Raw genomic sequence first — 26435 nt, 5'->3', positions numbered from 1 at the left:
CTGGTGATTGCCGCTTCAAAGCGCAAGAATCATGGCAACCCGCCGTTCCGGATCCATCCCGACAGCGAGTTCGTGATCCAGCTTTTTCTGCAGGAACTGCGGCACGGCCTCCACCTTCGGCAACGTAAAGCCGAGGGAGGCGTAGAAGGGAGCATTGAAGGGAACGTAGCGATCCGTTGTCAGCGTCAGAGCCGGCAGCCGGCGCGCCTCGGCGATCTCGACCGCAGCCCCCATCAAGCGCCGCCCAATTCCCTTACGCTGCGTTTCCCGGCAGACGTCCAGTTCGATGACATAGAGCGTACCTTCGATCTCCTCCGCCGCTAGAAAACCGACCGGACGATCACCATCATCGACGGCAACGAGCAGCAGGCCCGCATCGAGCGACCCTCGCAGCACATCCAGCGGTAGCGTGTGCGCTTCCCCGACCACGCCAAGCGCCTCCGCCAGCGTTGCGAAGGCGTCGATTTCGACCTCCGTCAAGCGCGGCAGTTCATCGAGACGCGCCTGACGTATGATGCAGGCGCTGCCCATGCCGGCCTCTTACATATTCGGGTAAACAGGGCCCTCGCCGCCCTGCGGCGGCACCCAGTTGATGTTCTGGTTGGGATCCTTGATGTCGCAGGTTTTGCAGTGGACGCAGTTCTGGGCGTTGATGACAAAGGTTTCCTTACCGTCCTTCTCTACCCACTCGTAAACACCGGCCGGACAGTAGCGGGTCGAGGGACCGGCAAAAATGTCGTGCTCGGACGAGACCTGCAGCGCCATGTCCTTGACCTGCAGATGCACCGGCTGATCTTCCTCATGATTGGTGTTCGACAGGAACACCGAGGACAGACGATCGAAGGTGAGGACACCATCGGGTTTCGGGTAAGCGATCGGCTTGTGCTGCGAGGCCGGCTCCAGCGAGGCCGCGTCGGTCTTTCCGTGCTTCAGCGTGCCGAAGATCGACAAACCGAAGAGCTGGTTCGTCCACATGTCGATCCCGCCGAGTGCGACGCCGACCGCCGTGCCGAACTTCGACCACAGCGGCTTGACGTTACGCACCTTCTTCAGGTCCTTGCCGATGTCGCTTGAACGCCAGTCGTTCTCGATCTCGACAACCTCATCATTGGCGCGACCAGCGGCGATCGCCGCCGCGATGCGGTTCGCCGCCATCATGCCCGACAGCACGGCGTTGTGGCTGCCCTTGATGCGCGGCACGTTGACGAAACCCGCCGAACAGCCGATCAGCGCGCCGCCAGGGAAGCTAAGCTTCGGCACCGACTGATAGCCGCCTTCGGTGATGGCACGCGCGCCGTAGGAAAGCCGCTTGCCGCCCTCGAAAGTGGTGCGAATGGCCGGATGCGTCTTGAAGCGCTGGAATTCCTCGAAGGGATAGAGGTAGGGATTCTTGTAGTTCAGGTGGACGACAAAGCCGACGGCGACAAGATTGTCCTCGAGGTGGTAAAGGAAGGAGCCGCCTCCGGTCTTCATGCCGAGCGGCCAGCCGAAGGAGTGCTGCACCAGACCCTGCTTGTGGTGCTCAGGCTTCACTTGCCAGAGTTCCTTGATGCCGATGCCGAACTTCTGCGGCTCACGATCCCTCGACAGATCGAACTTGGCGATCAGCTGCTTGGCGAGCGAACCACGCACGCCTTCGCCGATCAAAACGTATTTGCCAAGCAGTGCCATGCCGCGGGTATAGTTCGGGCCGGGCTCACCGTTCTTCTCGATGCCCATGTCGCCGGTGGCAACACCGATCACCGCACCTTCGTCATTGTAGAGGACTTCGGTTGCGGCGAAGCCCGGATAGATCTCGACGCCGAGTTCCTCAGCCTTGGTGGCCAGCCAACGACAGACATTGCCGAGCGAGACGATATAGTTCCCATGGTTGCTCATCAGCGGCGGCATCAGGATGTTCGGCAGACGCACAGAGCCGGCCGGACCGAGCACTAGGAAGTGGTCGTCTGTCACCTCGGTCTTGAACGGATGGTCGGCTTCGTTGCGCCAGCCGGGCAGCAGACGATCGATGCCGATAGGATCGACCACGGCACCCGACAGAATGTGCGCGCCGACTTCAGCCCCCTTTTCGAGCACGACGACCGACAGCTCCGGATTGACCTGCTTCAGACGGATCGCAGCCGACAACCCCGCAGGACCACCACCGACGATCACCACGTCGAATTCCATGCTTTCGCGTTCGGGCAGCTCAGTCGTATCGGTCATGCATCCATCTCCGCTTGGCCGACATTGCGGCCATATTCCCCTTGATGGGGTTATCTCTTGTCAAAACAGGGGCGTATTGTCGAGCCGGGAAACGACAGCGAATCCCCCAATTCGCGCAACAGCATTTCTAGGATCAAATAATTATATACCGTTTACGTAAACGTCAAATGATAAACAAATGACCGACACCGCTTTCGTCTCCGGTCGCAGCGCCGTATAGAGAGAGGAGCGATTGGAGGAATTTGGCATGGATCTCGGCATCAAGGGTAGACGCGCGCTGGTGCTGGCGTCGTCGCGCGGATTGGGTCATGGCATCGCCGTGGCTTTGGCGCGTGAGGGAGCACACGTTCTCCTGTGTGGCCGCAGCGGCGAGACGCTGGAGGCGAACTGCCGCGCCATCAATGCTGAAGGAAACGGCAAAGCCGATTGGATCTGGGCTGACCTTTCCGATGAGAATTTCGTGGAAACAGTGACCGCCGCGGTACAAGCCAAGCTTGGCGGGGTCGATATTCTAGTCAACAACACCGGCGGCCCAACTCCGGGGACGACGCAGGATATGACGTCCGAGAAGCTGGAAACCTATTTCTTTTCGATGGTTCTGCGGGTCATTACCCTCACCAATGTGCTTTTGCCATCCATGAAGGAACAGGGCTGGGGACGTATCCTCACCGTCGCATCATCGGGTGTCATTGAGCCCATTGGCAATCTGGCCCTTTCAAACACCCTACGCCCCGCCCTCGCCGGCTGGAGCAAAACGCTGGCAACAGAGGTCGCGCGCTTTGGAATCACATCGAATCTCCTACTTCCCGGGAGCATTCTGACTAGCCGGACCGATGACCTCGATGGAGCCGCCGCCAAACGGACTGGCAAAAGCCTCGAAGAAATCCGCGCCGCAAAGCAAGCTGCGATTCCCGTCGGCCGCTACGGAACGGTCGAAGAGTTTGCGGCAACCGCCGCTTTCCTCTGCAGCCAGCAGGCGAGTTACATCACCGGCAGTCTTGTGCGCTGCGATGGTGGGGCGGCGCGATCCGTCTGATCGAAAAGAAGAAATTGCAAAAGCGCGGGCAGCGGCACATCGCCGATGCTCAATAAATGTCATTCAGCACATTCTTTCATTACAAAAATTTAAGCCATTATAACCACTTAGTGATGGTCGGTTCGGCAATTGTGTCTTTTTTGCGCCGTAATAAGCGTGGTTCAATAGAGCCTCGATTTCCGCGCAATTTGCACCAACCCGGTCTCGCTTATGAAGAAACTATTTGTCACGGTCTGCATCCTCGCTGCTGCCAGCGTCGGCGCATGGCAATACAGGGAGCGCATCCCTTATCTTTCGCAATTTTTACCCAAGTCACAACAGGCCGATACCGCCGATGGTGGTCGCCAAACGACAGGCGATGCATCGCAGAAGTCCGGTGATCAGAAGAACGGCGGCAAAGGCCGCAATCGCAACGGCGGACCAACATTGGTCAAGACGGTCGCAGCGGTGAAGACTACCCTGCCCCGGGACGTAACGGCTTCTGGCTGGGCCGACGCGGATGACAACACGACGATCGCCGCCCAGGAACAGGGCATTGTTACAAAGATCCTCGCGTCGGATGGAGCCACCGTCAAACAGGGAGATCTGATCGTCGAGCTTGATGCCCGCACCGCCCAGGCAACGGTCAACAAGGACAGCGCCATGGTCGTCCGTGACCAGGCAACCCTGGCGGAATCCGAAACCGCGCTGGCACGCGCCAACGACTTGCTGACGTCAAAGGCCGGCACGCAGCAGAGCTATGATCAGGCAAAGGCGGCACGCGACACGGCAGCGGCTACTGTCGAGGCCGACAAAGCAGGACTGGCCGCCGATCAGGTAATGCTGGAGCATACGGATATCCGCGCTCCGTTCGACGGGCGCCTCGGCGATATCTCGGTAAGCCCTGGCGCCTTCGTGAACGCCGGCTCGGCGATCGTAACGATCGCAAAATATGATCCGATCTATGTGAAGTTCCACCTGCAGGAGCGCGACCTCCGGCAACTGAAGCTTGCCCTCGCCGCAGGGCCAGTGGACGTCAGCACAGTTCCCCAGTCCGACAAGGCAAAACCGCGCCAGGGCCATATCAGCTTCTACGACAACACCGTGGATCCGGCATCTGGCACTATCCTTGCCAAGGCAAAGTTCGAGAATGCTTCCGGTGCGCTGTGGCCCGGACAGTCAGTCAACATTGTGGTCCACTTCAACAACAACGAACAGCAGGTCGTAGTCCCGACCGTTGCGGTGAGCCCCGGTGCGGACGGCTTCTTCGCAATTGTCGCCCGCGATGGGAAGGCACGCGTGACGCCTGTCACCGTGGCGCGAGCAAACGGCGGCTTCACGGCAATCTCGGATGGCCTCTCGGAAGGCGACCACGTCATCATCGAAGGACAGGCGCAGCTCGTCGATCAGCAGCCGGTCAAGGAACAATTCGACGACAAGGCATTGAACGTTGCTTCGGCTGATCAAGCCGCAGGCAAGACCGAAATCATTACAGCGGGCACGGAAGAATGATACCGAATTTCTGTATCCGACGTCCTGTCGCAACGACGCTGATTGCCATCGGCGTCGTGCTTGCCGGCCTTGCCGGCTATCAGCTCGTGCCGGTGGCAGCACTGCCGCAGGTCGATTTCCCGACGATCAATGTGTCGGCCGCGCTGACCGGCGCTTCGCCGCAGACGATGGCAACGTCGGTCGCCACGCCGCTGATCAAGCAGTTCCAGACCATTCCCGGCATCAGCGAGATCAGTGCCACCAACTCGCTCGGCAACACCAGCATCGTTCTGCAGTTCGACCTCAACCGCAACATCGATGCAGCGGCGGCAGACGTTCAAGCGGCGATCTCGCACGCGACCCGCCAGCTACCGGATAACATGACGACTCCGCCGAGCTATCGGAAAACGAACCCTGCCGACGCGCCGGTCATGTTGCTTGCGGTGCAGAGCGACACCATGCCCCGTAGCAAGCTCGACGAGATCGCCGAGGACATCATCTCCCCGTCCCTTTCGACGCTTCCCGGCGTCGCTGAGGTTTCGGTTTTCGGCGCGCAAACCTACGCGGTGCGAGTTGAAGTCGATCCCAACAAGCTTCTCAACCGCGGCATCGGTATCGATACCGTCAACAAGGCGCTGGTCGCGGCCAACAGTCAGGTTCCTGTCGGCTCTCTGCAAAACGATACACAGAGCATGACGATCAATGCGAATACGCAGCGGACCAATGCCGATGAATTCCGGACACTCGTCATTGCCAACCCGAACGGCGCGCCGATCCACCTCGGCGATGTCGCCGACGTGCAAGACAGCGTCGAGAACCAAAATACCGGCAGCTGGTATGACGGCAACCGCAGCATCATCCTCGCCATTCAACGCCAGCCCGATGCCAATACCGTGGAGGTCGTCGACGCAATCAGAGCGAAGCTGCCGGGTCTGCACGCAGAGATTCCCGCCTCTGTTTCAACAAAGGTCATGAACGACTCCGCCCAGCCGATCAAAGATGCGATCAGCGACGTGAAGTTCACTCTGATGCTGACGATCGGCCTCGTCGTCCTGGTCATCTACCTCTTCACAGGCCATCTGACGGCGACGATCATTCCCGGGCTCGCCGTGCCGCTGTCGCTGATTTCCACCTTCGGCATGATGTACGTGCTCGGATACAGCATCGACAACATTTCGCTGCTCGGATTGACGCTTGCGGTCGGCCTCGTCGTCGACGACGCGATCGTCATGTTGGAAAACATCCTCCGGCATGTCGAGGAAGGCATGCCGGTTCTCGACGCGGCGATCAAAGGTGCCGGCGAAGTCAGCTACACCATCATTTCGATGTCGGTGTCTCTGATAGCCGTCTTTATCCCGATCCTGTTGATGGGCGGTGTCGTCGGCCGCATCTTCAATGAGTTCGGCATGGTCGTTGCAATCGCGATTGTTGCCTCTGCAATCGTTTCGCTCACGGTGACACCGATGCTGGCGTCGCGGCTAGGCAGCGGCCACGATCGGCCGCCCTTCTTCATCCGCTGGTTCGATGCCGGCTTTGAACGAACCCTCAGAGGCTACGAGCGATCGGTCGGTTGGTGCCTGAAGCATCGTCCCGCCATCCTCACCCTGTTCGTGGCGTCGATCGGCCTGACCGTCTATCTCTTCATGACGCTGCCATCGAGCTTCTTCCCTACCGAAGACATCGGTCGCCTGAACATCTCGACGCGCGCTCGTCAGGATATCTCCTATCCCGCGATGCAGGCATTGCAGAACCAGGCGGCGGAACTCGTGAAACAAAACCCTGCCGTCAACCATGTCATGTCGATCGTCGGCGGCAATGCGCGCAGTCCACTCAACAACGGCACCATGTACGTCGAGCTCAAGGACAAGGATCAGCGTCCGCCGCTTGACCAGACACTGCGGGAATTGAGGACGAGCATCGGGAAGATCCCCGGCCTTCAAGCGTATATAACGCCGCAGCAGAGCCTCCGCTTCGGCGGCCGCCAGACCGCGAGCCAATATCAGCTGGTCGTTCAGGCGCTCAGCGCTGATCAGACAAACGTTTGGGCGAACAAGATCCAGCAGGCGATGCATGCCGATCCGCGCTTCACTGACGTCGCTTCGGACGCGCAGAACAACGCACTGCAAGCCAATATCGTTGTCGATACGGAGAAGGCGGCGGCCTTCGGCATCACCGATGGGCAATTGCGGACGACCCTGCAGGAATCGTTTGGCGGATACACCGCCGCCCAGATCCAATCGACCGGCGACAGTTATGACGTGATCGTGGAATACGACACGAGTAAGCCGTGGGACGATCAGAAGCTTCAGGAAATCCGCGTCGCTTCAGACAGCGGCGCTCTGGTTCCCCTGTCGAACTTCGCGAAGGTGCAGCGCACGACGGGGCCGGTGACGATCAACCAGACCGGTCAGCTGGTCTCGACGACCATCTCCTTCAACCTGCCGGCGGGCGAAGCGCTCGGCGACGCCACAGCTGCGATCGACCAGATCAAGAAGGATATCAATATGCCAGCGGACGTCTTCACGTCCTATGGCGGCACCGCGCAGATATTCCAGCAGTCCCAGGGCAACACCCCGCTGCTGATCTTGGCGGCGGTACTGACGATCTACGTTGTGTTGGGTGTCCTCTACGAGAGTTTCATCCACCCGTTGACGATCCTTTCCGGCCTACCGGCTGCGGCACTCGGCGCGTTGCTGGCGCTGAAGGTGATGGGCTTCGATCTTTCGATCATCGCGCTCATCGGCCTCTTAATGCTGATCGGCATCGTCAAGAAGAACGCAATCATGATGATCGACGTGGCGCTTGAGAACCTGCGTTCCGGTAACGGCATGTCGCCATCGGAGGCGATCCACGAAGCCTGCGTGCGACGCTTCCGGCCGATCATGATGACGACCTTCTGCGCCCTCCTCGGCGCGCTTCCGATCGCGCTGGGGACCGGCGCAAGCTCGGAACTGCGTCAGCCGCTCGGCATTGCCGTCGTCGGCGGTCTTATAGTGTCGCAAGCGCTGACGCTGTTCATCACCCCGGTCATCTTCGTCGAAATGGGCAGGCTAAACGATTGGCTGCTCAGCCTCGGAGGCAAGAAGAAGACCGAGCACGAGGAAGAGATACCTCAGGCGTTGGCCGCCGAGTAACAGAAATGCGGGCGCCAATGGCGCCCGCAGCATTTTTCGTTGCAAGCCTTGAATAACGACGCCCCCTGTGGCATCACGCGCCTCCTTGAATTCGGGCGCGCCATTTCCGCGCCTTTGCGGAGGCTGGCCTCCGATCTCAAAACACAATCGGCAAGATGAGGTGCGAGCATGGCTCAGGCGCTGGGATTCGACTTCGGCACAACGAACACGGTATTGGCCACGGCCGACGGGCAGACAACACATTCGATGGCCTTCACCAGTGCCGCCGGCAGCGACGACAGTATGCGCACCGCCCTGTCCTTCATGAAGGATCGGCAACTCGGCGCGTCCGCCCTGAAGGTCGAGGCCGGCCACGCGGCAATCCGGCAATTCATCGACAATCCTGGTGACTGTCGGTTCCTCCAGTCGATCAAGACCTTTGCGGCAAGCGCACTGTTCCAGGGCACGCTGATCTATGCGAAGCGTCACAGCTTCGAGGATCTGATGGAGGTGTTCATCAGGCGCTTGCGCAACTATGCCGGCGACAGCTGGCCGTCCGAGGTCAAACGGATCGTTACCGGTCGTCCCGTGCATTTCGCCGGTGCGAATCCCGATCCTGCGCTGGCGACCGAGCGTTACAACGAGGCGCTATCGCGCTTCGGCTTCCCGGAGGTTCACTACGTGTATGAACCCGTCGCTGCCGCATTCTACTTCGCGCAGAATCTCAAGTCCGACGCCACGGTTCTCGTTGCCGACTTCGGCGGCGGTACGACCGACTATTCGCTTATCCGGTTTGAAACCGTGGCCGGCAAGCTGACCGCCACCCCGATCGGTCATTCGGGTGTCGGGATCGCCGGCGATCATTTCGACTACCGCATGATCGACAACATCGTTGCCCCGCAGATCGGCAAGGGGAGTCATTTCAAAAGCTTCGACAAGATCCTTGAAGTTCCAACCAACTACTATTCAAGCTTCGGCCGCTGGAACCAGCTCTCCATCTTCAAGACATCACGCGAATTCGAGGATCTGAAGAAGCTGGTGCGCACAGCCCTTGAGCCCGAAAAGCTCGAGACCTTCATCGATTTGGTCGACCACGACGAGGGTTATCCGCTCTATCAGGCCGTATCGGCGACGAAGATGGCGCTGTCGGCCGCGGACGAGGCCGCATTTGATTTTGCACCTCTCGGTCGCGGTGGTCACCGGACGATCCGACGGGCTGACTTCGAAAGCTGGATTGCGGATGACCTCGCAAGGATCGAAGGTGCGCTCGATGACGTCCTGGAAAAGACAAACACGACGTCTGATATGATCGACAAGGTGTTCCTCACCGGAGGTACGTCGTTTGTGCCCGCCGTGCGCCGCATCTTCACCGAACGCTTCGACAAGGGCCGGATCGAGACCGGCGGTGAGCTTCTGTCCATCGCGCACGGCCTGGCACTGATCGGCGAACGCGACGACATCATGCAATGGACGGTGCAATAGCTCGGCTTGCGGCCCGCGTGCTCTTTCATTGACACCTTCGCTTCGCTAAGGTTGGCGTCATGATCTCCGTCAACGAACTTTCTCCAGGCGAACTCGCGGCGCTCCTGCATTTCCATGCGGAAGCCGGCGTGGAATGGCTGCTTGAGGAGGAAGCTGTCGACCGCTTTGCCGAGTTCGATGCGATGAAGGCGGCACGACGGAACGCAGCCGCCGGCACGCAGTCCGAATCACGGGAGGCCTCGCCGCGTGCCACTGCTCAAACGGCACAGAAGAGCACCCCTGAGCCGGAGCGCCCCGCGCCGCGGCCGCAACCTTCGATTCCCGACGGCGAGGCCGTGCAGCAGGCACGCTTTGCGGCTGAGAGCGCCCGCTCGCTGCCGGAGCTGAAAACGGCAATCGAGGCATTCAACGGGTGCAATCTCAAGCACAGCGCCCGCTCGACGATCTTCGCCAGCGGAGACGCGACAAGTGGGATCATGGTGATCGGTTCGGCACCTGGGGCCGACGATGACCGCGAAGGACAACCCTTCGCCGGCCGACCGGGGCAACTGCTGGACAAAATGCTCGCGGCGATCGGCTTACAGCGGGATGCCATCTTGCTGACGCAGGTTATTCCTTGGCGCCCCCCGGGCAATCGCATTGCGTCCACCGCTGAGATGGATATCTGCCGCCCGTTCATCGAGCGCCAAATTGCGCTTGCCGCACCGAAGGCAATTCTCGTGCTTGGCAATTTTGCAGCGCGGGTGTTTTTCGGCGAGAGTGACACGATTCACGGGCTGCGCGGACAATGGCGGGAGATCGCGGCCGAAAACCGCACTATCCCTGCGATTGCTACGCTGCATCCGCAGGATCTACTGACGGCACCAGTCAACAAGCGATTGGCCTGGAACGATCTTTTAGCTTTTCACGCCAAGCTTGCCGAACTCTAATATGCTTTCAAAATAGGCAAATCTAAATCTTTTATGAAACAACCCATGCGATTTTCACATACCTGTTGTTCATTCTAATCCATTGAAAAGCTCATGCTGCAGTGCAATATTTCAATGTGTCTTGGGAGGAATCAACAGGAACCAAGGCAATGACTACACGTTTTCGTCCTATCCACTGTGGGTTTGAAACCCTTCGCCTTGCCACCGAGCAGGGCCGCACAACGCAAAGCTACAGCCGCATCGGCTTTGCCACAAACGAGCAAATGGTTGCTCGCGGCACTGGTGCGAGCGGACGCATCGCCCGTCCCGCCGCGATCTTTGCGGATTTTCAGCAGTACTAAGGTCGAGGCTGGCATCTGCTGGCCTCGTGCACTGCTGTCTGACGACGAGGCTTTTCGTTAGCCCTTCGCAGCAGGTCGCGACTTATTGTGTCTACTGCGTCGCCCAGTGGAACGCCTCATCGACATACGCGAACTTGATGGCCTGCCACTGGCTGTACTGCTCCAGGAACGAGCGCGAGATCCAAAGCCCGGGCCTTTTGGCGCCAGCCTCCCATCCGAGGCATCCCTGCTGTGCTGCCTTCGCAAGAAGTCGCTGTAGGTGCGTGCGCGAGATCAGGAAATCGGCTGCCAGGGCGCGGCTGTCAACATGACCAATGACCAAACGCTCCGTATCATCTCCCGCCAGATCGATACGTGAAACAAAGTGGTCGACGATCAGCCCGCCAGCATCGTTCCACAGGAAAAGCGCCACATGCTCCGCGGGCTCCCTCCATCGCGAATCCTGAAGGCAGTTGCGCGCGATCCGCGGCTGAAGAATCCGAATCAATTCCGGACGGGCTTCAACATGCGCCACCCGGCTCCCACCATCGAGCAGATCAAGCCCCCCCAGGTTCGATAGCAGCCACCCAAACATTGCCTGATGACTGATTTCCGCCGGCTCGAACTGGCGGGGCCGCCGTCGCTCCGCACCAGGCTCGTAGGCGATGAAGCGGTACGTGAAGAGTTCGTCGATGAAGCTCAACACAGTGTTACGGCTCGCTACCTTGCGGGAGGTGATCTCGCGCGTCAGCCGGACAGCGGTAAAGCCAGACGTCGAGTCCGCAGGATCTCGCTCCATTGCAAGGGCGTAAGCAGTTTGCGTCAGCAACCAGCGCTGTTGGGACGCGAGCAGTCGCGCCACTCGCGGACCGGCGTCGAACATGCCGCGCATGCGCCCCGCGTGAAAGCGGATGGCGTCAATGAATTTCGGGTTCGCGACCAAGTCTTCTGCACTGAAAGGCATTTCTCTCCCGACGCATGCTCATTCGACGTCGTCACTGCTCAGGACAAGGCAGGACGGTCACTTCGTAACATGCGCATTCGCGAATAAATGAAGATTCGTCAAGTTCATAACGTACGATAAGCGTTCGAATAGCGTTCACTATTTCGTTGAATTTCTCGCGCATGGCGAGAAAATCTCAGCTCGGCGGCCGCAATGCTGAGACGAAGGTCCTCATGAACCGGCTTGCCGCGCCGCCCTTCGCTCCAGATTGAGCTGGTGTTCGCGGTAGATGATGAATATCCCCGCAGCGACGACAATCGCCGTGCCAAGCAGCGTGGCGCCACTCGGCACATCACCAAACACAAAATAGGCAACAACGCCGCCGATGACGATTGATGTGTACTCGAATGGCGCAACCGTCGAGACGTCCGCATGCCGATAGCTCTCGGTCAGCAGGATCTGCGCTATGCCACCGCAAAAGCCGGCCGCAACGAGAAACAATTGCGGCCTCATATCAAGAACCTGCCAGCCGAACGGAACCGTTACGAGTGAGAATACCGTGGCTGTGATCGAAAAATAGAGAACGATTGTTGCCGTTTTTTCTTCCTCGACCAATCGCCGCACCTGAATCATCGCCATGCCGCCGAGTACCGAGGCCAGCAGAACGGTGATCGCCCCGATCGCCTGTTCGGCGTGAATGCCCCCCTCGCGAAAGAGCGTGAGCTTCGGCCAAGATATGATGGCCACGCCCACCATACCGAAAAGTACTGCGCTCCAGCGGTAAATTCGGACAGTCTCCCCGAGAAACAGCGCCGCAAAAATCACCGCGACCAGCGGCATTGCATAGCCGAGTGCAATCGCTTCCGGCAGTGGCAGGTGCAACAGCCCGTAAAACCCTAGCCCCATCGATATGATGCCGAGCGTTCCCCGCTTCAAATGTCCGATAGGATTGGCCGTGTAGAACGCCGACCGCAACTGCCCTTGATAGGCGAGGTATCCCATGATCGGAAACAGCGCGAAAAACGAACGGCAGAAGGTCACCTGCCCCGGTTGGATGTCGCTGCCGGCAAGCTTGATGAAGGTCTGCATTGCCAGGAAGACGATGACCGAACCGACCTTGAACGCAATGCCCCTCATCGGGTTTCCGATAGCCGATCGCATGTCTTGAACTCTTGGATTGCTAGTTTGATGCAGGAGGACGCGCCAGACTCGACGCACCGAGACTGTGACAGCCGTCGCATTGAATGAACAGACAGAAAATTGGAAAACTTGCGAACCTCCCATGAAGCCAATGCCCTGCGACGCCGCGCTCGCGCCCGTAGTGACCTCAAAATCCCGTTTGTCGATTCGCCCAAATTTAGCCGGTTCCAGCGCCTTCAAATCTTCCTTTGCCGCGATTTCGCTTTAAGTTTGGTTCAGACTTTAATGTAATCATGCCCGTCAAAATTTGTGGCGGAGTACTTACTCTGCATACGAAGCACTCACCCGCTCAAGGCCTTCAGGGAACACCATGCGTACAGATACCGGCCAGGTCATCAATCTGGCAGACTACCAGCCCACCGACTTCGTTCTGGAACGCGTGGATCTTACCTTCGAACTCGATCCCACTGAAACCAAGGTTGAGGCGCGACTGATTTTCCATCGCCGAGAAGGCGTCGATCCCAAGGCGCCGCTGGTACTCGACGGTGATGAGTTGACGCTCTCCGGGCTGCTGTTCGACCAGATGGAAATGCCGGCAGATCAATACACTGTCACGCCTGAAAGGCTGACCGTCCGCGCCCTGCCGGCATCCGAGCCCTTTGAACTGACGATCACCACGATCATCAACCCCGAGGCCAATACCCAACTGATGGGTCTCTATCGCACCGGCGGTATCTATTGCACCCAGTGCGAAGCCGAAGGGTTCCGGCGCATCACCTATTTTCCCGACCGCCCCGATGTGCTCGCGCCGTTCACCGTCAACATCATTGCCGACAAGGCCGCCAATCCGCTGCTGCTGTCGAACGGCAATTTCCTCGGTGGCGCCGGCTATGGCGAAGGTAAGCACTTTGCCGCCTGGTTCGATCCGCACCCCAAGCCAAGCTATCTATTCGCACTGGTCGCTGGCGATCTCGGCGTCATCGAAGACACATTCACGACGATGTCCGGCCGCGAGGTAGCCCTGAAAATCTATGTCGAGCACGGCAAGGAGCCGCGCGCCGCCTACGCAATGGACGCATTGAAGCGCTCGATGAAGTGGGACGAGGAGGTCTTCGGACGCGAATATGATCTCGACATCTTCATGATCGTCGCCGTCTCCGATTTCAACATGGGCGCCATGGAGAACAAAGGTCTCAACGTCTTCAACGACAAGTACGTCCTGGCCGATCCGGAAACGGCCACCGACGGGGACTATGCCAACATCGAAGCGATCATCGCCCACGAATATTTCCACAACTGGACCGGCAACCGAATCACCTGCCGTGACTGGTTCCAGCTATGCCTGAAGGAAGGCCTGACCGTCTATCGCGATCACGAATTCTCGGCCGACCAGCGCTCACGCCCCGTCAAGCGCATCGCGGAGGTCCGCCACCTGAAATCCGAGCAGTTCCCGGAGGATGCGGGTCCGCTCGCTCATCCGGTGCGGCCCACGAAGTATCGCGAGATCAACAACTTCTACACTACCACTGTTTACGAGAAGGGCAGCGAAGTCACGCGCATGATCGCGACGCTGCTAGGCAGGGACACCTTCAAGCAGGGTATGGACCTCTATTTCGACCGGCACGACGGCCAAGCCGTGACGATCGAGGACTTCGTCAAATGCTTCGAGAACGCCAGCGGGCGCGACCTCACACAGTTCTCGCTCTGGTACCATCAGGCCGGCACGCCGCTCGTCACGGTATCGGGCGCCTATGATGCGGTCGCGAAGACTTTCAGCCTTTCGTTGGAGCAGATGATCCCGGCGACGCCCGGTCAGTCCGACAAGAAGCCGATGCACATACCGTTGAGCTTGCAGCTCTTCGCTGAGGACGGAGCGGCGATCACGCCGACTTCCGTCGACGGTGCGGAATATACTAGCAGCGTCCTGCATCTCACAGAGCGTACGCAAACGTCAGTATTCCACGACATCCAGACGCGGCCTGTAGTCTCGATCAATCGCAGCTTCTCGGCGCCTATCAATCTCCATTTCGATCAGTCGCCTGCCGATTTGGCGCTGCTTGCCCGCTACGAGACGGACCATTTCGCGCGCTGGCAGGCCCTGACTGGTCTTGCGCTTCCGAACCTGCTCAACGCCGCACGTGATACCCGAGAAGGAAAGTCAGTCAGTTCCGAAACAACCTTCATCGACACGCTCGTCGCCGCCGCCGCCGACGAAAGCCTTGAGCCGGCCTTCCGCGCCCAAGCCCTGGCCCTGCCGAGCGAAGCCGATATCGCCCGCGAGCTTGGAGGCAACAACGATCCGGATGCGATCCATGCCGGGCGCCAGGCGGTGATGAAGCAAGTCGCTGACGCCGGACGTGATACGTTCCTCGCGCTCTATGACTCCATGACAACGCCGGGTGCCTTCAGCCCAGACGCGACCAGTGCCGGTCGCCGCGCTTTGCGCAACGCCGCGCTGACCTACCTGTCATATGCAGAAAGCTCACCGGCACGCGCGAAGACTGCTTTCGATGCTGCTAACAACATGACGGATCTGTTGCATGCATTGACGCTTCTTGCGCATCGCTTCCCGGACAGCCCGGAAGCTGCCGAAGCGCTGTCGGCCTTCAAGGATCGCTTTTCAGAGAACGCACTGGTGGTCGACAAATGGTTTTCCGTCCAGGCCACCATACCGGGTGCCGACACGCTCGACCGAGTGCAAAAGCTGACGGAGAACCCGCTGTTCAAGAGGACCAATCCCAACCGCGTCCGCTCGCTGATCGGCACCTTTGCCTTTGCCAATCCAACCGGCTTTGGCCGGGCCGACGGCGAAGGCTACGCATTCCTAGCCCGTGAGATCCTCGACATCGACCGGCGCAACCCTCAGTTGGCGGCCCGCATCCTGACATCGATGCGTTCCTGGCGCTCTCTGGAGCCAGTTCGACAGGATCACGCCCGCGCCTCCCTGTTGGAAATTGAACGGACCGCGGAGCTCTCGACCGACGTTCGCGACATCGTCGAGCGCACCCTAAAGGGATGATTTGCCGTCGGCTGCCGCTGCGACGCTCTCAGCGGCAATCTGGCCGCTATAGAAAATTCAGCATCTTGAATCAGTTAACAAATTTTTACCTTTTCCTCTGGACAAGGCGAATCACCAGTGATTCATTGAGTTAGTTCCAGCGAGCGGCGCTGCGAATCACACGAGGGATCAAGGCTGAAGAGATGATGAACGTGCGGCGGGCAACCGCAGCCGAGGGACGGCTGCGTGTCGATTTCGACGGCCTCCTGGCCTGGCGGGACAGCTTTTCAGCTCGACGCTCCACCGTTTCCTCCTCGTCCTCGCGCAACCTATCGCAGGTCGAAATCGTCCTGAAGCGAATTATTCCGATCCTGATCGTAGCCTTCCTTACGGTTGTAGCGGCATCGCACTTCTTCGGAATGGTTTCCGAATACGGGCGCACGGAAGCCGCCGCCCGCCATTCCACAGCGCTTGCCGCCGCAACCGCTGCTGCGGCTTTCGCCGACGCCAACCAGATATTCGAAACTGCGGATGTGATGCAGGCGCAGGCGCGCCTAGCACGTTTCCTGCCGCAGGACCGGCTGGACGATGATGCCTTCGTGCTGCTGGTTCAGCCAAGCGGCAAGGTGTTTGCGGCAACCGCCGCCGGCTCGGCTTACCTCGGTGCCAGCGTCGGTGATTTCTTCTCCGAAGTCTCGGCAGTTCGCCGGTTTGGCGATCGCGCCGGCGTCATCGAGACAACGATCAGCGGGCTTCCGCACTATGCGGAAATCACCCTCATCGGAAACTCCGGCGGATATGTCATCGCGGCGACGTCCCTTGAACGGATCAGCCAGCTTTGGAGAGATGAGGTTACGCTCAATGTAACGCTCTTTGCCGGCATCTCGTCGATTCTGCTCGTCATTCTCTACGCCTACTACATGCAGGTGAAGCGTGCCCGCGACGCCGACGACATCTTTCTGGAGTCGAATCTCCGCGTCGAGACGGCACTGTCGCGTGGCCGCTGTGGCCTCTGGGACTTCGATTTCGACCGCCGCGAATTCTACTGGTCGCGCTCGATGTACGAGATGCTTGGCCTTCCCGGCTCGGACCGAACGATGTGCTTCAGCGACGCAGCCCGCCTGATGCATCCGGATGACGGCGGCGTTTACGAAATTGCCCGGTCGATTGCTCGCGGCGATGCCGGTCAGGTCGACCAGATCTTCCGCATGCGGCACGCCGGCGGTCATTACGTCTGGATGCGCGCCCGCGCCCAAGTGATCCGCACCAATTCTGGCCGCGTCCACATGATCGGCATTGCGATGGACGTGACCGAGCAGCATCGTCTCGCGCAGCGTTATGCCGAGGCCGATCAGCGGCTGGCGGACGCCATCGAGTGCACATCGGAAGCTTTCGTTCTCTGGGACAAGAACGACCGCCTTGTCATGTGCAACGCGCACTTCCAGCAGGCATATGGCCTCCCCGATAGCGTCCTGGTTCCCGGCACCGAGCGCAGCGTCGTCAACGCCGCCGCCGCGCGTCCGGTGATCGAACGCCGCATCGCCGATGCGGATGGCTCGGGCTACTCGCGGACGACCGAAGTGCAGCTTGCCGACGAACGCTGGCTGCAGATCAACGAGCGCCGCACGCGCGACGGCGGCATGGTTTCGGTCGGCACCGATATCACGCTATTGAAGCGCAACCAGGAACGCCTGCGCGATTCCGAGCGCCGGCTCATGGCAACGATCGGTGACCTCTCCTCGTCCCGCCAGACTCTGGAAAGCCAGAAAGCCGCGCTCTCTGTCGCGAACTCCAACTATCTGGTCGAGAAGGAACGCGCCGAAGCGGCCAACCGCGCAAAAAGCGAGTTCCTGGCAAACATGTCCCACGAGCTTCGCACGCCGCTCAACGCCATCCTCGGCTTCTCGGAGATACTTCAAGACCAAATGTTCGGCCCGCTCGGCTCATCGAAGTACAATGAATATGCCCGCGACATCCACGACAGCGGCAAACATCTTCTCAACGTCATCAGCGACATTCTTGACATGTCGAAGATCGAAGCCGGTCATATGAAGCTCGAGTGTGAAACGATCGATCTTGCGCCGCTGATCGAGGAAAGCCTTCGTTTCACGGCAATCCCTGCCGCACAGAAGAACATCTTCGTCGAACAACGCATTTGTGATGGCATGCGCCTGACCGCCGATCGCCGGGCCATGAAGCAGATCCTGCTTAACCTGCTTTCCAATGCAGTGAAGTTCACCAACGAAGGCGGTCGCATCGCCGTGCGGACGCGCCGCACCAACAGCGGTGTCATGCTGACCATCGCAGACACCGGCATCGGCATCCCCCGCGCCGCGCTTGGCAAGATCGGCCAGCCTTTCGAGCAGGTGCAAAACCAGTACGCGAAGAGCAAAGGCGGCTCTGGCCTCGGCCTTGCGATCTCGCGGTCGCTGACGACGCTGCACGGGGGCAAGATGAAAATTCGGTCGCGCGAAGCGATCGGCACCGTCATTTCCCTGCACATCCCGAATGACGGCCGCTAAGACTTCACTACCGTCTGGAATATCTTCCTGACGGCTTTCGAGAGCCGTTTGATCTCTCCCTCCAGCGTCTTGATATCAGGGCAATCGCCTGCCCGGGCGACAAGATCAGTGAGGCCGGCCGGTGCCTCCTTCGGGTCGAACAGGCCGTCGATGCAGAGCCGGATGAGCTGCGAAATATCCGTGTAGAGCGAAAGCGCCGCGAGGCAGAGTTCCATGTCATCGCGGTCCATCAGCTCAGCGCCGATGAGCTTCACTTGTCCCGCCGTATTGAAATCATCGTCCTCAATAGCGATGCCGCTCGTGGAGGCCACCAGCCGCAGATATTGCGCGATGAATTCGATATCGATCAGCCCCCCCGGAATAAGCTTCAGATCCCAGATACTCGCCGGCGGCTTTTCCTGCTCGATTAAGGCCCGCATTTCGGATACGTCCTTGGCGATTTTCTGCGCGTCGGTCTTGGAAAGCAGCACGTCAGCGATAATCCGTTCGGCTTCGCTGATGAGTTCCCTGTCACCGCACACGAGGCGGGCCCGGGTCAGCGCCATGTGTTCCCAGGTCCACGCCTCTTCCCGTTGATATTTTTCGAACGACTTGATGCGGGTAGCAACGGGCCCCTTGTTTCCCGACGGCCTGAGGCGCATGTCGACCTCATAGAGTACACCCTCGGCCATCGGTGCAGACAGTGCCGAGATCAACCGTTGGGTCACACGCGTAAAATAGCGGGTTGCATCGAGCGGCTTGGGGCCTGTGGATTCGGCCGCCTCATCGTCGTAGTCATAGAGCAGGATGATATCGATGTCAGAACCGGCGGTCAGCTCGAAGCTGCCGAGTTTGCCCATGCCGACGACCGCCACGCGGCCACCCGGAAAGTCGCCGTGAGCCGTCCTGATCTCCCTCATGACGGCATCGAGCGCCGCTTCGACGACGAGATCGGCGAGATGCGTGAAGGCGCGGCCAGCCATGGCGCCGCGGATCGCACCGGTTAGCAGCCGGATGCCTATGAGAAAACGCTGTTCGTCGGCGAAGATGCGCAGCCGATCGAGCACCTCTTCATAGTATCGCGCGGGCGCGAGGAAGCTGCGGATGCGTTCGGCAAGGTAGGCGCGCGTCGGCAGTTCCGCCATCAGACCGGGATCGAGCATGCCGTCGAAGACATGTGGCTTGGCGGCAATCACTTCCGCTAGCTTCGGAGCCGAGGACATGATGTTGACGATGAGCGACAACAGCGCCGGGTTGCTGCCAAGGAGGGAAAACAGCTGAATGCCTGCGGGTAGGCCCGAGAGAAAGCTGTCGAAGCGCAGGATCGCCTCATCGGCGCGTTTACTTTCGCCGAATACGCGGAGCAATTGCGGCGTTAGTTCCGTCAACCGCTCACGCGCCTCAACGGACTGCGTCGCCTTGTAGCGACCATAGTGCCATGTGCGGATAACCCGGGAGATGTCGGACGGTCGTTCGAAGCCTAGATTGCGTAGTGTCTTCAGCGTATCGGGATCATCACCCTGGCCGGTGAAAACCAGATTGCCGGTTTCCGTGGAAAGCTTGGTCTCCTGTTCGAACAAGCGCGCATAACGCCGCTCGACCGTCTTGAAGACCTCAACCAAGCGGGCGGCGAAACTCGACGTATCGTCGAACCCCATCATGAAGGCGATGCGCTTCAGATCAGTCTCGCTCTCAGGGAGGAGATGCGTTTGTTCGTCGTGCACCATCTGAATCCGATGCTCAACGTCACGAAGGAACCAATAGGCCTCGGTCAGTTCGTCGCGCGTGTCCTCATCGATCCATTTAGCCTTTGTCAGCTCAGCCAGCGTCTCTTCGGTGCCACGGCAACGCAGCGCCACCATCCGGCCACCGGCGATCAGCTGTTGCGTCTGCGCGAAAAACTCGATCTCTCGGATTCCACCGCGACCGAGCTTGACGTTGTGCCCCTTCACCGCGATAGCGCCATGCCCCTTGTGAGCATGAATCTGCCGCTTGATGGAGTGAATGTCGGCGATTGCCGCGTAGTCGAGATATTTGCGAAAGACGAACGGAACGAGCCCGCGTAGAAACTGCTCGCCCGCCTGGATATCGCCAGCCACGGCGCGCGCCTTGATGAAGGCGGCGCGTTCCCAGTTCTGCCCCCTGCCCTCGTAATAGATCATCGCCGCGTCGACTGGGATTGCAAGCGGCGTTGAGCCTGGATCAGGCCGCAGTCGCAGGTCGGTGCGGAAGACGTATCCATCCGCTGTGCGCTCCTGCATGATCCTTACCAGCCGTCGCATCAATCGCGGGAAGATCTCGATCGCGTCGTCGGGATCCGGGACGATCCCTGCCTGTTCGTCGAAGAACACGACCAGATCGATATCGGAGGAATAGTTGAGCTCAGAGGCTCCAAGCTTGCCCATGCCAAGGACGATTACCCCTGACCCCTCACTCGGAGCGGCGACATCCTTGAGCGTGACCTTGCGGCTTTCGTGAGCCGCGAGCAGGAGGTGGTCGATCGCCGCAGCAACTGACGCCTCCGCAAGCCGGCTCAGCCACGCGGTGGTCACCCGACCGTCGAATATCCGGGCGAGATCCGCGAGGGCGACAAGAAACGCGACCTTGCGCTTGATGATCCGCAAACGGCTCATCACGTCGGCTTCGGTCGGCAACTCACCAGTTGCTCCCGGCTTCCAGCAGGCCCTCGCTTCAGCGATCAGCGCTTCGATCTCGGGTTCCAGAGGTTCCGAAATCGCGGCGGAAAGGATCGCGGTGTCGATATTCGCAATGTCACGCAGATAGGGAGACAGGGTGAGCGCGGCTGTGATGAAGTCGCGAAGGGCGCCGTCCGCTTTAAGGATCTCGGCCACGCTAGGCTCGCTTTTGCTGATCCGCTGGAGATCAGCCTGCGCGAGCTTAAGTTCGCTCTTGTTCAGCGGCTTCAAGAGCCCTTCGGCGACATCAACGAGGCTATGCCTGGAACTCGTCAGCATGCACCCTCCTGGCGACCAGATCGGAAAAACGCCGGGGAGAATCACAGCAACTTCCGGCAATTACGATCTAAGGTAGGGCCTGCGGAGGCGATGGCCAACACCGAATTCGATCCGCAGCGGTCGTGCTCCGGTGATGTTACTTCGCTGGAAAGATCATGCTAACCGTGAGACCTCGCCTCTCCTGATTTTGCGGATCGGTATCGGAGAGTTCCAGCTTCCCGCCATGCAATTCCATAACGGCTTCGACCAGGGAGAGGCCGAGACCAGTGCCGGGCTTGGAGCGACTTTCATCCAGCCGCACGAAGCGCTTCAGCACATCTTCCCGTTTCTCCGCGGGAATGCCTGAGCCACGATCCGCGACGGAAAGGCAGATGCCGTCGGCACGGCGGAGTAGCTTCAGCGTGATATCGCCGTGGCCGTCCGGATCCGAGGAATACTTGATGGCATTGTCGATCAGATTGAAGATCGCTTGTCCGATCAGTTCGCGGTTACCCTTTACCTCGATATCGGCCTCGATCGATGACGTCAGTGCCAGCCCCGCCTCGTCGGCGACGGGTTCGTAAAGTTCGGCGCTATCTGAAACGATGGCCGACAAGTCAACAGCCGACATTTCAGCGGCGACAGAACCGGCTTCGACGCGCGAAATCATCAGCAGGGCATTGAAGGTGCGGATCAACTGATCGGACTCGGAGATGATCCCCTCAAGCGCGACACGTCGAACCTCGCCGTCCGTGGTGTCCAGAGCGTCGGCGGCCTTGTTGCGCAGCCGGGTCAGCGGCGTCTTCAGGTCATGCGCAATATTGTCGGATACCTGCCGCAGGCCTTCGTTCAGCTTCTCTATCCGCCCAAGCATCGCGTTGAGTGAGGCCGACAGGCGATCGAACTCGTCGCCGGAGCCGCCGACGGGAAGACGCTGCGAGAGATCACCGGCCATGATCTTCTTGCTCGCATCGGACATGCGGTCGATCCGCTTCAGGGCGTTTCGACCGATGCCGAACCAGATGATGATAGCGCCGAGACCCATGATCGCCAGCGCGATCATCAGTGCTTGCCGCACCAACCCGCGGAAGGCTTCCGGCTCGCCGAGGTCGCGGCCGATCAGCAATCGCAGTCCATTGTCCAGCACGAAGATGTTGGCGACTGCCATGTGTCGTCGGCTAAGACCGCTCTCGGCGTAGCGCTGGTACATGAAGGGCAAGGATGTCCACCCCTCCTCATCCAGCACGCCAGGCTGCACGGATGCGACGTTGCCGGCGAGGATATCTCCGGAAGGGCCGGCGATGATGTAGAGATTGGCGCCCGGCTGACGGGCCCGACGTTCCATCGTGCGCAGGAGGAGGTTCATACCGCCGGCGTCATAGGCCCGCTTCACCTGATCGACTTCCTGCTGAACTGCTTCGCGGATCTGATTCGTCAGAAGCCGCTCGGACATTGCCGTGACATAGAAGACCAGCGTCGCGGCGCAGATGGCGAAAAGCAGGATGTAGAGTGCCGAAAGGCGGACTGCCGTGGACTTGAAGAGAAACCAGAAACGGTTCATCCCTCGTCCTTGATCATATACCCCGCGCCGCGAATGGTCTTGAGAAGCGGCTGGCTGAAATCCTTCTCGATCTTGGACCGCAACCGCGAAACGTGGACGTCGATGACGTTGGTCTGCGGATCGAAGTGGTAGTCCCACACGTTCTCGAGAAGCATCGTGCGAGTGACGACCTGGCCGGCGTTCTTCATCAGATATTCGAGAAGACGAAACTCGCGCGGCTGCAGCGGTATTTCCTTGCCGCCGCGGCGAACCTCATGCGCAAGCCTGTCGAGCTCAAGGTCACCCACACGATAGATAACGTCCTGGTCCGGTGTGCCCTTGCGGCGACCGAGCACCTCGACCCGGGCGAGAAGCTCACTGAACGCGTAGGGCTTTGGAAGATAGTCATCACCACCAGCTCTCAGGCCAGTCACACGGTCATCGACCTGACCGAGGGCAGAGAGAATGAGAACGGGCGTATGGATGCCCTTACGGCGCAATTCGCTGATGACGGAGAGACCATCCCGACGCGGCAGCATGCGATCGATGACGATCACATCGTAGGTGTTTTCCGAGCCCATGAAGAGCCCGCTTTCGCCATCGCTTGCGTGATCGGCCACGATGCCAGCCTCACGAAACGCCTTGGTGAGATAGACCGCTGCTTCCAGGTCGTCTTCTATGATCAGAATCTTCATGCGGCCGACATTACCTGCCGGTTGCGTTTCGGCAAGGCTCAAAGCTTCTTCCTGTTGTACAGAGGTCATTGCAATCATCCCAGGGATATTGGCGAAAAGAGCCGCGCCCAGAAGGCGCGGCTCCCACTCTGTCAGGGTTGGGAGGATTAACCCTGGCCGTTGATCGGGAGAGCAACGAAACGGCTGCCGTCCTTCGACTGGATCTGGAAGAGTGCCCGCGTGCGGCCATCCTTCTTCGCCTGGTTCAGGACCTTGACGACGTCGTCGGCATTCGAGACTTCCTGGTTGTTGACCGAGGTGATCTTCTCGCCTTCCTTGATGCCCTTATCGGCAGCGTCGGAGTCCGGATCGATACCGGTGATCTGCAGGCCCTTGCCATCGTCGGAAGGACCGACCGTCAAGCCGAGATCAGCAAGTGCCTTTTCCGAAGCAGGAGCCTGGCTTTCCGGTGCCTGATCGCCGTCATCAGCGGAAGCATCCTTCTGTTCAGCAGGCAGAGTTCCGAGTTCGACCGTCAAAGACTGGGCCTTGCCGGATCGCCAGACGGACAGTTCGACCTTCTTGCCTGGCGTCATCGCACCGATACGGCGGCTGAGATCACGGGCATCCTTGATGGTTTCGCCGTTGACTGCCGTCACGACGTCGCCTGCCTTCATGCCGGCCTTCTCACCCGGCGTGCCAGCCTGAGCGGAAACCACGAGCGCGCCGTTTGCCTCGGAAAGGCCGAGCGAGTCAGCGATGTCCTTGGTTACCGGCTGGATCTGGACGCCGAGGTAACCGCGGGATACCTGGCCGTCCTTCATCAGGTCAGCAACAACATCCTTGGCCGTAGACGCCGGGATGGCAAACGCAATACCCACACTGCCACCGGACGGCGAGAAGATCGCGGTGTTGATGCCGACGACTTCGCCATTGAGATTGAAGGTCGGGCCACCGGAGTTACCGCGGTTCACCGCAGCGTCAACCTGCAGATAATCGTCATACGGGCCAGAGCCGATGTCGCGACCACGGGCCGAAACGATACCAGCGGTCACCGTACCACCGAGACCGAACGGGTTACCGACCGCGACAACCCAGTCGCCGACGCGAACGCCGTCGTCATTAGCCCAGTTGACGTAGGTGAACTTGCGGCCCTTCCCATCGACCTTGAGGACGGCGAGATCCGTACGGGGATCCTTGCCGATCAGCTTGGCATCGAGTTCGGTGCCATCATTCATGACGGCAACGAATGCCGCGCCGTCAGATACGACGTGGTTGTTGGTGACGATGTAGCCATCTTCAGAAATGAAGAAGCCGGAGCCCTGGGCAACCGGACGCAGGCGACCCTTGCCGTCCTGCGGGCCATGATGGCCCTGCGGACCGCGGCGGCCCTGCTGGCCCTGCTCACCGAACTGGCGGAAGAACGGCTTCAGGGCATCCGGAAGATCATCCAAGCCGCGGCCGTTGAAATCGAACGCGAAGCCATTGGCGTCGTCATCGGACACCGGGTTCACACGGTTTTCGACACGCACGGAAACGACTGCCGGCGAAACGGCATCGACAACATTCGCGAAGCTCGGAACGGACGGCGCCTGAACCTTTACGGCCTCTGCATAAGAACGTGTGATTTCGAGGGGAATACCGGTCGCAAGCACCGCAGCGGCAAGACCCGCGACGGTCGAAGCCTTCAGCGCGGTATTGAGCGACGGAGCTTTGATATTCTTGAACATGAGTGGCACCTTCTTTGACTTCAACATCTACAGGATCGTTAGTGATCGGATCGGTTGATGACCAAAGATATAGGACGACACACCTTACTGCGAACTGTCCGAGCGATGAAAAATTCGTAATGTGCAACAGAGGCGCTGCAATCGGCAGCAGCATTCTCGCCCTCGACTAATGCGCGGGAAGCCGATAATCCTCCTTCCCACAACCGGGGAGGACGAGACAATGGCCCATGTGGTCACGGTGGAAGATTTTGCGCCGGATACCGCCGCGCTTGCCGCCGTTATCTTCGGGGTCACTGCGTTTGCCGTTGCGCAGGGCCTGACTTATCCCTTGATTTCCCTTGTCCTTGAGCATCGCAATGTTTCGCCGAGCCTTATCGGTTTCAACGCCGGTTGTTTCGCGGCGGGCCTTGCAGTTGCAACTTTCGCGGTGACGTGGCTGTCGCGAAAGGTGCGCGGCGATCGCCTGATCGTCGCAGGACTGATCGGCTGTGCCATCAGCCTCGCCACCTTCGCGACTTTCGATATTTTCTGGGTGTGGTGCATCGCCCGCTTTTGTCTCGGCTTCTTCGTCAGCCTGATTTTCATGTTGAGCGAAGCCTGGCTGAACACCGCCTGCCCAGATCGCCTGCGCGGGCGCGTTTCCGGTCTCTATGGCGCGGGCATGTGCGGCGGTTTTGCAGCCGGCCCGCTCGTGATCCCCATCTTCGGGACGGAACAGGGTTTTGCCTTCGCGCTGCTTGCCGTTTACGTCGCCTGTGTCGCCTTCCTGACCATCATCCTCACTCGGAGAGCCCGGACGCTTCCCGAGCAGGCCGCATCGGGGGCGCTCTTCACCTTTGTCAGAACCGCGCCAATGCTCATCTGCATGGTGGTCGCATTCGCATTCGCCGATATTGCCGCAATCGCGGCTATGCCCGTCTATTTCGTCCGCCTCGGCTATTCCGAGGCGTTCGCCGCAATCAGCGTGACCGTGCTTGCGCTGCCGACCGCCCTTGCCCAACCGGTCGTCGGCTGGTTTCTCGACAAGACCTCGCGCTTCGGCGTCGCCATCTGCTCCGGCTTGCTGGCGGGGTTAACCTTCATCGCGATCCCGTTTCTTCAGTCGCAGGCAGCGATTTTGGTGATGTTCGGCATCATGGGCGCGGCGAGCTTTTCGCTCTATACCTGCGCCTTGACGATCCTTGGCGAGCGCTACGCCGGCGATACGCTTGTCGCGGGAAGTGCGGCCTTCGCCCTTGCCTATGCCGTCGGTAGCGCTGCGGGCTCATCGTCCGTCGGCGCGGTGATGGATCTATACTCCCCGTCGGCCGGGCCAATCGCGGCCGGCTGCGTGGTTCTGATGTTTACCGCAGTGCTTGTTGCGTCCGTAGTGCGCAACCGACTCCGGGGACGGCTCTAGG

General features: G+C 59.8%; 17 protein-coding genes. 9 read left to right on the top strand and 8 right to left on the bottom strand.

Annotated features, from left to right (window positions below):
* Nucleotides 1-15: 15 nt before the first annotated feature.
* On the bottom strand, nt 16-531 hold the full coding sequence (locus FHX16_RS06080) for a GNAT family N-acetyltransferase (protein ID WP_259126793.1): 516 nt from the start codon (nt 529-531) through the stop codon (nt 16-18).
* A 9-nt stretch (nt 532-540) separates the two neighbouring features.
* On the bottom strand, nt 541-2205 hold the full coding sequence (locus FHX16_RS06075; RefSeq protein WP_183859536.1) for an electron transfer flavoprotein-ubiquinone oxidoreductase: 1665 nt from the start codon (nt 2203-2205) through the stop codon (nt 541-543).
* Between the two features lie 247 nt (nt 2206-2452).
* Here FHX16_RS06075 and FHX16_RS06070 point away from each other — a divergent pair, with 247 nt between their 5' ends.
* The 6 genes from FHX16_RS06070 to FHX16_RS06045 all read left to right on the top strand — a co-directional run bounded on the left by FHX16_RS06070 (nt 2453) and on the right by FHX16_RS06045 (nt 10576).
* The gene (locus FHX16_RS06070) at nt 2453-3241 is read left to right on the top strand and encodes an SDR family oxidoreductase (protein WP_183859538.1); all 789 of its coding nucleotides are present in this window, start codon (nt 2453-2455) and stop codon (nt 3239-3241) included.
* A 210-nt stretch (nt 3242-3451) separates the two neighbouring features.
* Nucleotides 3452-4732: an efflux RND transporter periplasmic adaptor subunit gene (locus tag FHX16_RS06065; protein ID WP_183859540.1), complete on the top strand. Its 1281-nt coding sequence runs from the start codon at nt 3452-3454 to the stop codon at nt 4730-4732.
* Nucleotides 4729-7845 (top strand): efflux RND transporter permease subunit, encoded by a 3117-nt coding sequence (locus FHX16_RS06060; RefSeq protein ID WP_183859542.1) that lies wholly within the window; start codon nt 4729-4731, stop codon nt 7843-7845. Before FHX16_RS06065 ends, FHX16_RS06060 begins: the two co-directional genes overlap by 4 nt.
* Nucleotides 7846-8013: 168 nt before the next feature.
* Nucleotides 8014-9306 (top strand): Hsp70 family protein, encoded by a 1293-nt coding sequence (locus FHX16_RS06055; protein WP_183859544.1) that lies wholly within the window; start codon nt 8014-8016, stop codon nt 9304-9306.
* A gap of 59 nt (nt 9307-9365) precedes the next feature.
* On the top strand, nt 9366-10235 hold the full coding sequence (locus tag FHX16_RS06050; protein ID WP_183859546.1) for a uracil-DNA glycosylase family protein: 870 nt from the start codon (nt 9366-9368) through the stop codon (nt 10233-10235).
* Nucleotides 10236-10384: 149 nt separating this feature from the next.
* Complete coding sequence (locus tag FHX16_RS06045) at nt 10385-10576, top strand: hypothetical protein (RefSeq protein ID WP_016553323.1); 192 nt, start codon at nt 10385-10387, stop codon at nt 10574-10576.
* Nucleotides 10577-10667: 91 nt separating this feature from the next.
* Here the strand turns inward: FHX16_RS06045 and FHX16_RS06040 are convergent, their stop codons facing one another.
* Nucleotides 10668-11519 (bottom strand): hypothetical protein, encoded by an 852-nt coding sequence (locus tag FHX16_RS06040; RefSeq protein WP_183859548.1) that lies wholly within the window; start codon nt 11517-11519, stop codon nt 10668-10670.
* A 210-nt stretch (nt 11520-11729) separates the two neighbouring features.
* Nucleotides 11730-12659, bottom strand: coding sequence for a DMT family transporter (locus FHX16_RS06035; RefSeq protein WP_183751768.1), 930 nt, complete (start codon nt 12657-12659; stop codon nt 11730-11732).
* A gap of 349 nt (nt 12660-13008) precedes the next feature.
* On the opposite strand from FHX16_RS06035, the gene pepN reads away from it, so the two are divergent.
* Nucleotides 13009-15657: an aminopeptidase N gene (gene pepN / locus FHX16_RS06030; RefSeq protein ID WP_183859550.1), complete on the top strand. Its 2649-nt coding sequence runs from the start codon at nt 13009-13011 to the stop codon at nt 15655-15657.
* A gap of 182 nt (nt 15658-15839) precedes the next feature.
* Nucleotides 15840-18158, top strand: a complete 2319-nt coding sequence (locus tag FHX16_RS06025; RefSeq protein ID WP_259126790.1) for a PAS domain-containing sensor histidine kinase — start codon at nt 15840-15842, stop codon at nt 18156-18158.
* Here FHX16_RS06025 and FHX16_RS06020 read toward each other — a convergent pair.
* From FHX16_RS06020 to FHX16_RS06005, 4 genes are all read right to left on the bottom strand, one after another.
* A complete protein-coding gene (locus FHX16_RS06020; RefSeq protein WP_183859554.1) occupies nt 18155-21112 on the bottom strand; it encodes a bifunctional [glutamine synthetase] adenylyltransferase/[glutamine synthetase]-adenylyl-L-tyrosine phosphorylase in 2958 nt (985 codons plus the stop codon). The two genes, FHX16_RS06025 and FHX16_RS06020, sit on opposite strands and share 4 nt — an antisense overlap.
* 136 nt (nt 21113-21248) lie before the next feature.
* On the bottom strand, nt 21249-22652 hold the full coding sequence (locus tag FHX16_RS06015) for a HAMP domain-containing sensor histidine kinase (protein ID WP_183859556.1): 1404 nt from the start codon (nt 22650-22652) through the stop codon (nt 21249-21251).
* Nucleotides 22649-23404 carry a response regulator transcription factor gene (locus tag FHX16_RS06010; RefSeq protein ID WP_405049258.1) on the bottom strand — a complete coding sequence of 252 codons (756 nt, stop codon included), beginning with the start codon at nt 23402-23404 and terminating at the stop codon, nt 22649-22651. The genes FHX16_RS06015 and FHX16_RS06010 overlap by 4 nt, the downstream gene beginning before the upstream one ends.
* 68 nt (nt 23405-23472) lie before the next feature.
* Nucleotides 23473-25035 carry a Do family serine endopeptidase gene (locus tag FHX16_RS06005; RefSeq protein ID WP_183859558.1) on the bottom strand — a complete coding sequence of 521 codons (1563 nt, stop codon included), beginning with the start codon at nt 25033-25035 and terminating at the stop codon, nt 23473-23475.
* A gap of 220 nt (nt 25036-25255) precedes the next feature.
* Here FHX16_RS06005 and FHX16_RS06000 point away from each other — a divergent pair, with 220 nt between their 5' ends.
* Nucleotides 25256-26434 (top strand): MFS transporter, encoded by a 1179-nt coding sequence (locus FHX16_RS06000; RefSeq protein WP_183859560.1) that lies wholly within the window; start codon nt 25256-25258, stop codon nt 26432-26434.
* Nucleotide 26435: the final 1 nt, after the last annotated feature.

The sequence above is a fragment of the Rhizobium sp. BK661 genome (genome assembly GCF_024808825.1).
Lineage (GTDB): Bacteria > Pseudomonadota > Alphaproteobacteria > Rhizobiales > Rhizobiaceae > Rhizobium.
This window is presented reverse-complemented; position numbering and strand designations above follow the sequence as displayed.

What these genes read in the sequence shown, in the direction of transcription:
- FHX16_RS06010 (WP_405049258.1), bottom strand. Translation starts at nt 23,404, where the DNA reads ATGATTGCAATGACCTCTGTACAACAGGAAGAAGCTTTGAGCCTTGCC.
- FHX16_RS06055 (WP_183859544.1), top strand. Translation starts at nt 8,014, where the DNA reads ATGGCTCAGGCGCTGGGATTCGACTTCGGCACAACGAACACGGTATTG.
- FHX16_RS06080 (WP_259126793.1), bottom strand. Translation starts at nt 531, where the DNA reads ATGGGCAGCGCCTGCATCATACGTCAGGCGCGTCTCGATGAACTGCCG.
- FHX16_RS06050 (WP_183859546.1), top strand. Translation starts at nt 9,366, where the DNA reads ATGATCTCCGTCAACGAACTTTCTCCAGGCGAACTCGCGGCGCTCCTG.
- FHX16_RS06035 (WP_183751768.1), bottom strand. Translation starts at nt 12,659, where the DNA reads ATGCGATCGGCTATCGGAAACCCGATGAGGGGCATTGCGTTCAAGGTC.
- FHX16_RS06040 (WP_183859548.1), bottom strand. Translation starts at nt 11,519, where the DNA reads ATGCCTTTCAGTGCAGAAGACTTGGTCGCGAACCCGAAATTCATTGAC.
- pepN (WP_183859550.1), top strand. Translation starts at nt 13,009, where the DNA reads ATGCGTACAGATACCGGCCAGGTCATCAATCTGGCAGACTACCAGCCC.
- FHX16_RS06060 (WP_183859542.1), top strand. Translation starts at nt 4,729, where the DNA reads ATGATACCGAATTTCTGTATCCGACGTCCTGTCGCAACGACGCTGATT.
- FHX16_RS06020 (WP_183859554.1), bottom strand. Translation starts at nt 21,112, where the DNA reads ATGCTGACGAGTTCCAGGCATAGCCTCGTTGATGTCGCCGAAGGGCTC.
- FHX16_RS06005 (WP_183859558.1), bottom strand. Translation starts at nt 25,035, where the DNA reads ATGTTCAAGAATATCAAAGCTCCGTCGCTCAATACCGCGCTGAAGGCT.
- FHX16_RS06070 (WP_183859538.1), top strand. Translation starts at nt 2,453, where the DNA reads ATGGATCTCGGCATCAAGGGTAGACGCGCGCTGGTGCTGGCGTCGTCG.
- FHX16_RS06015 (WP_183859556.1), bottom strand. Translation starts at nt 22,652, where the DNA reads ATGAACCGTTTCTGGTTTCTCTTCAAGTCCACGGCAGTCCGCCTTTCG.
- FHX16_RS06045 (WP_016553323.1), top strand. Translation starts at nt 10,385, where the DNA reads ATGACTACACGTTTTCGTCCTATCCACTGTGGGTTTGAAACCCTTCGC.
- FHX16_RS06075 (WP_183859536.1), bottom strand. Translation starts at nt 2,205, where the DNA reads ATGACCGATACGACTGAGCTGCCCGAACGCGAAAGCATGGAATTCGAC.
- FHX16_RS06065 (WP_183859540.1), top strand. Translation starts at nt 3,452, where the DNA reads ATGAAGAAACTATTTGTCACGGTCTGCATCCTCGCTGCTGCCAGCGTC.
- FHX16_RS06000 (WP_183859560.1), top strand. Translation starts at nt 25,256, where the DNA reads ATGGCCCATGTGGTCACGGTGGAAGATTTTGCGCCGGATACCGCCGCG.
- FHX16_RS06025 (WP_259126790.1), top strand. Translation starts at nt 15,840, where the DNA reads ATGATGAACGTGCGGCGGGCAACCGCAGCCGAGGGACGGCTGCGTGTC.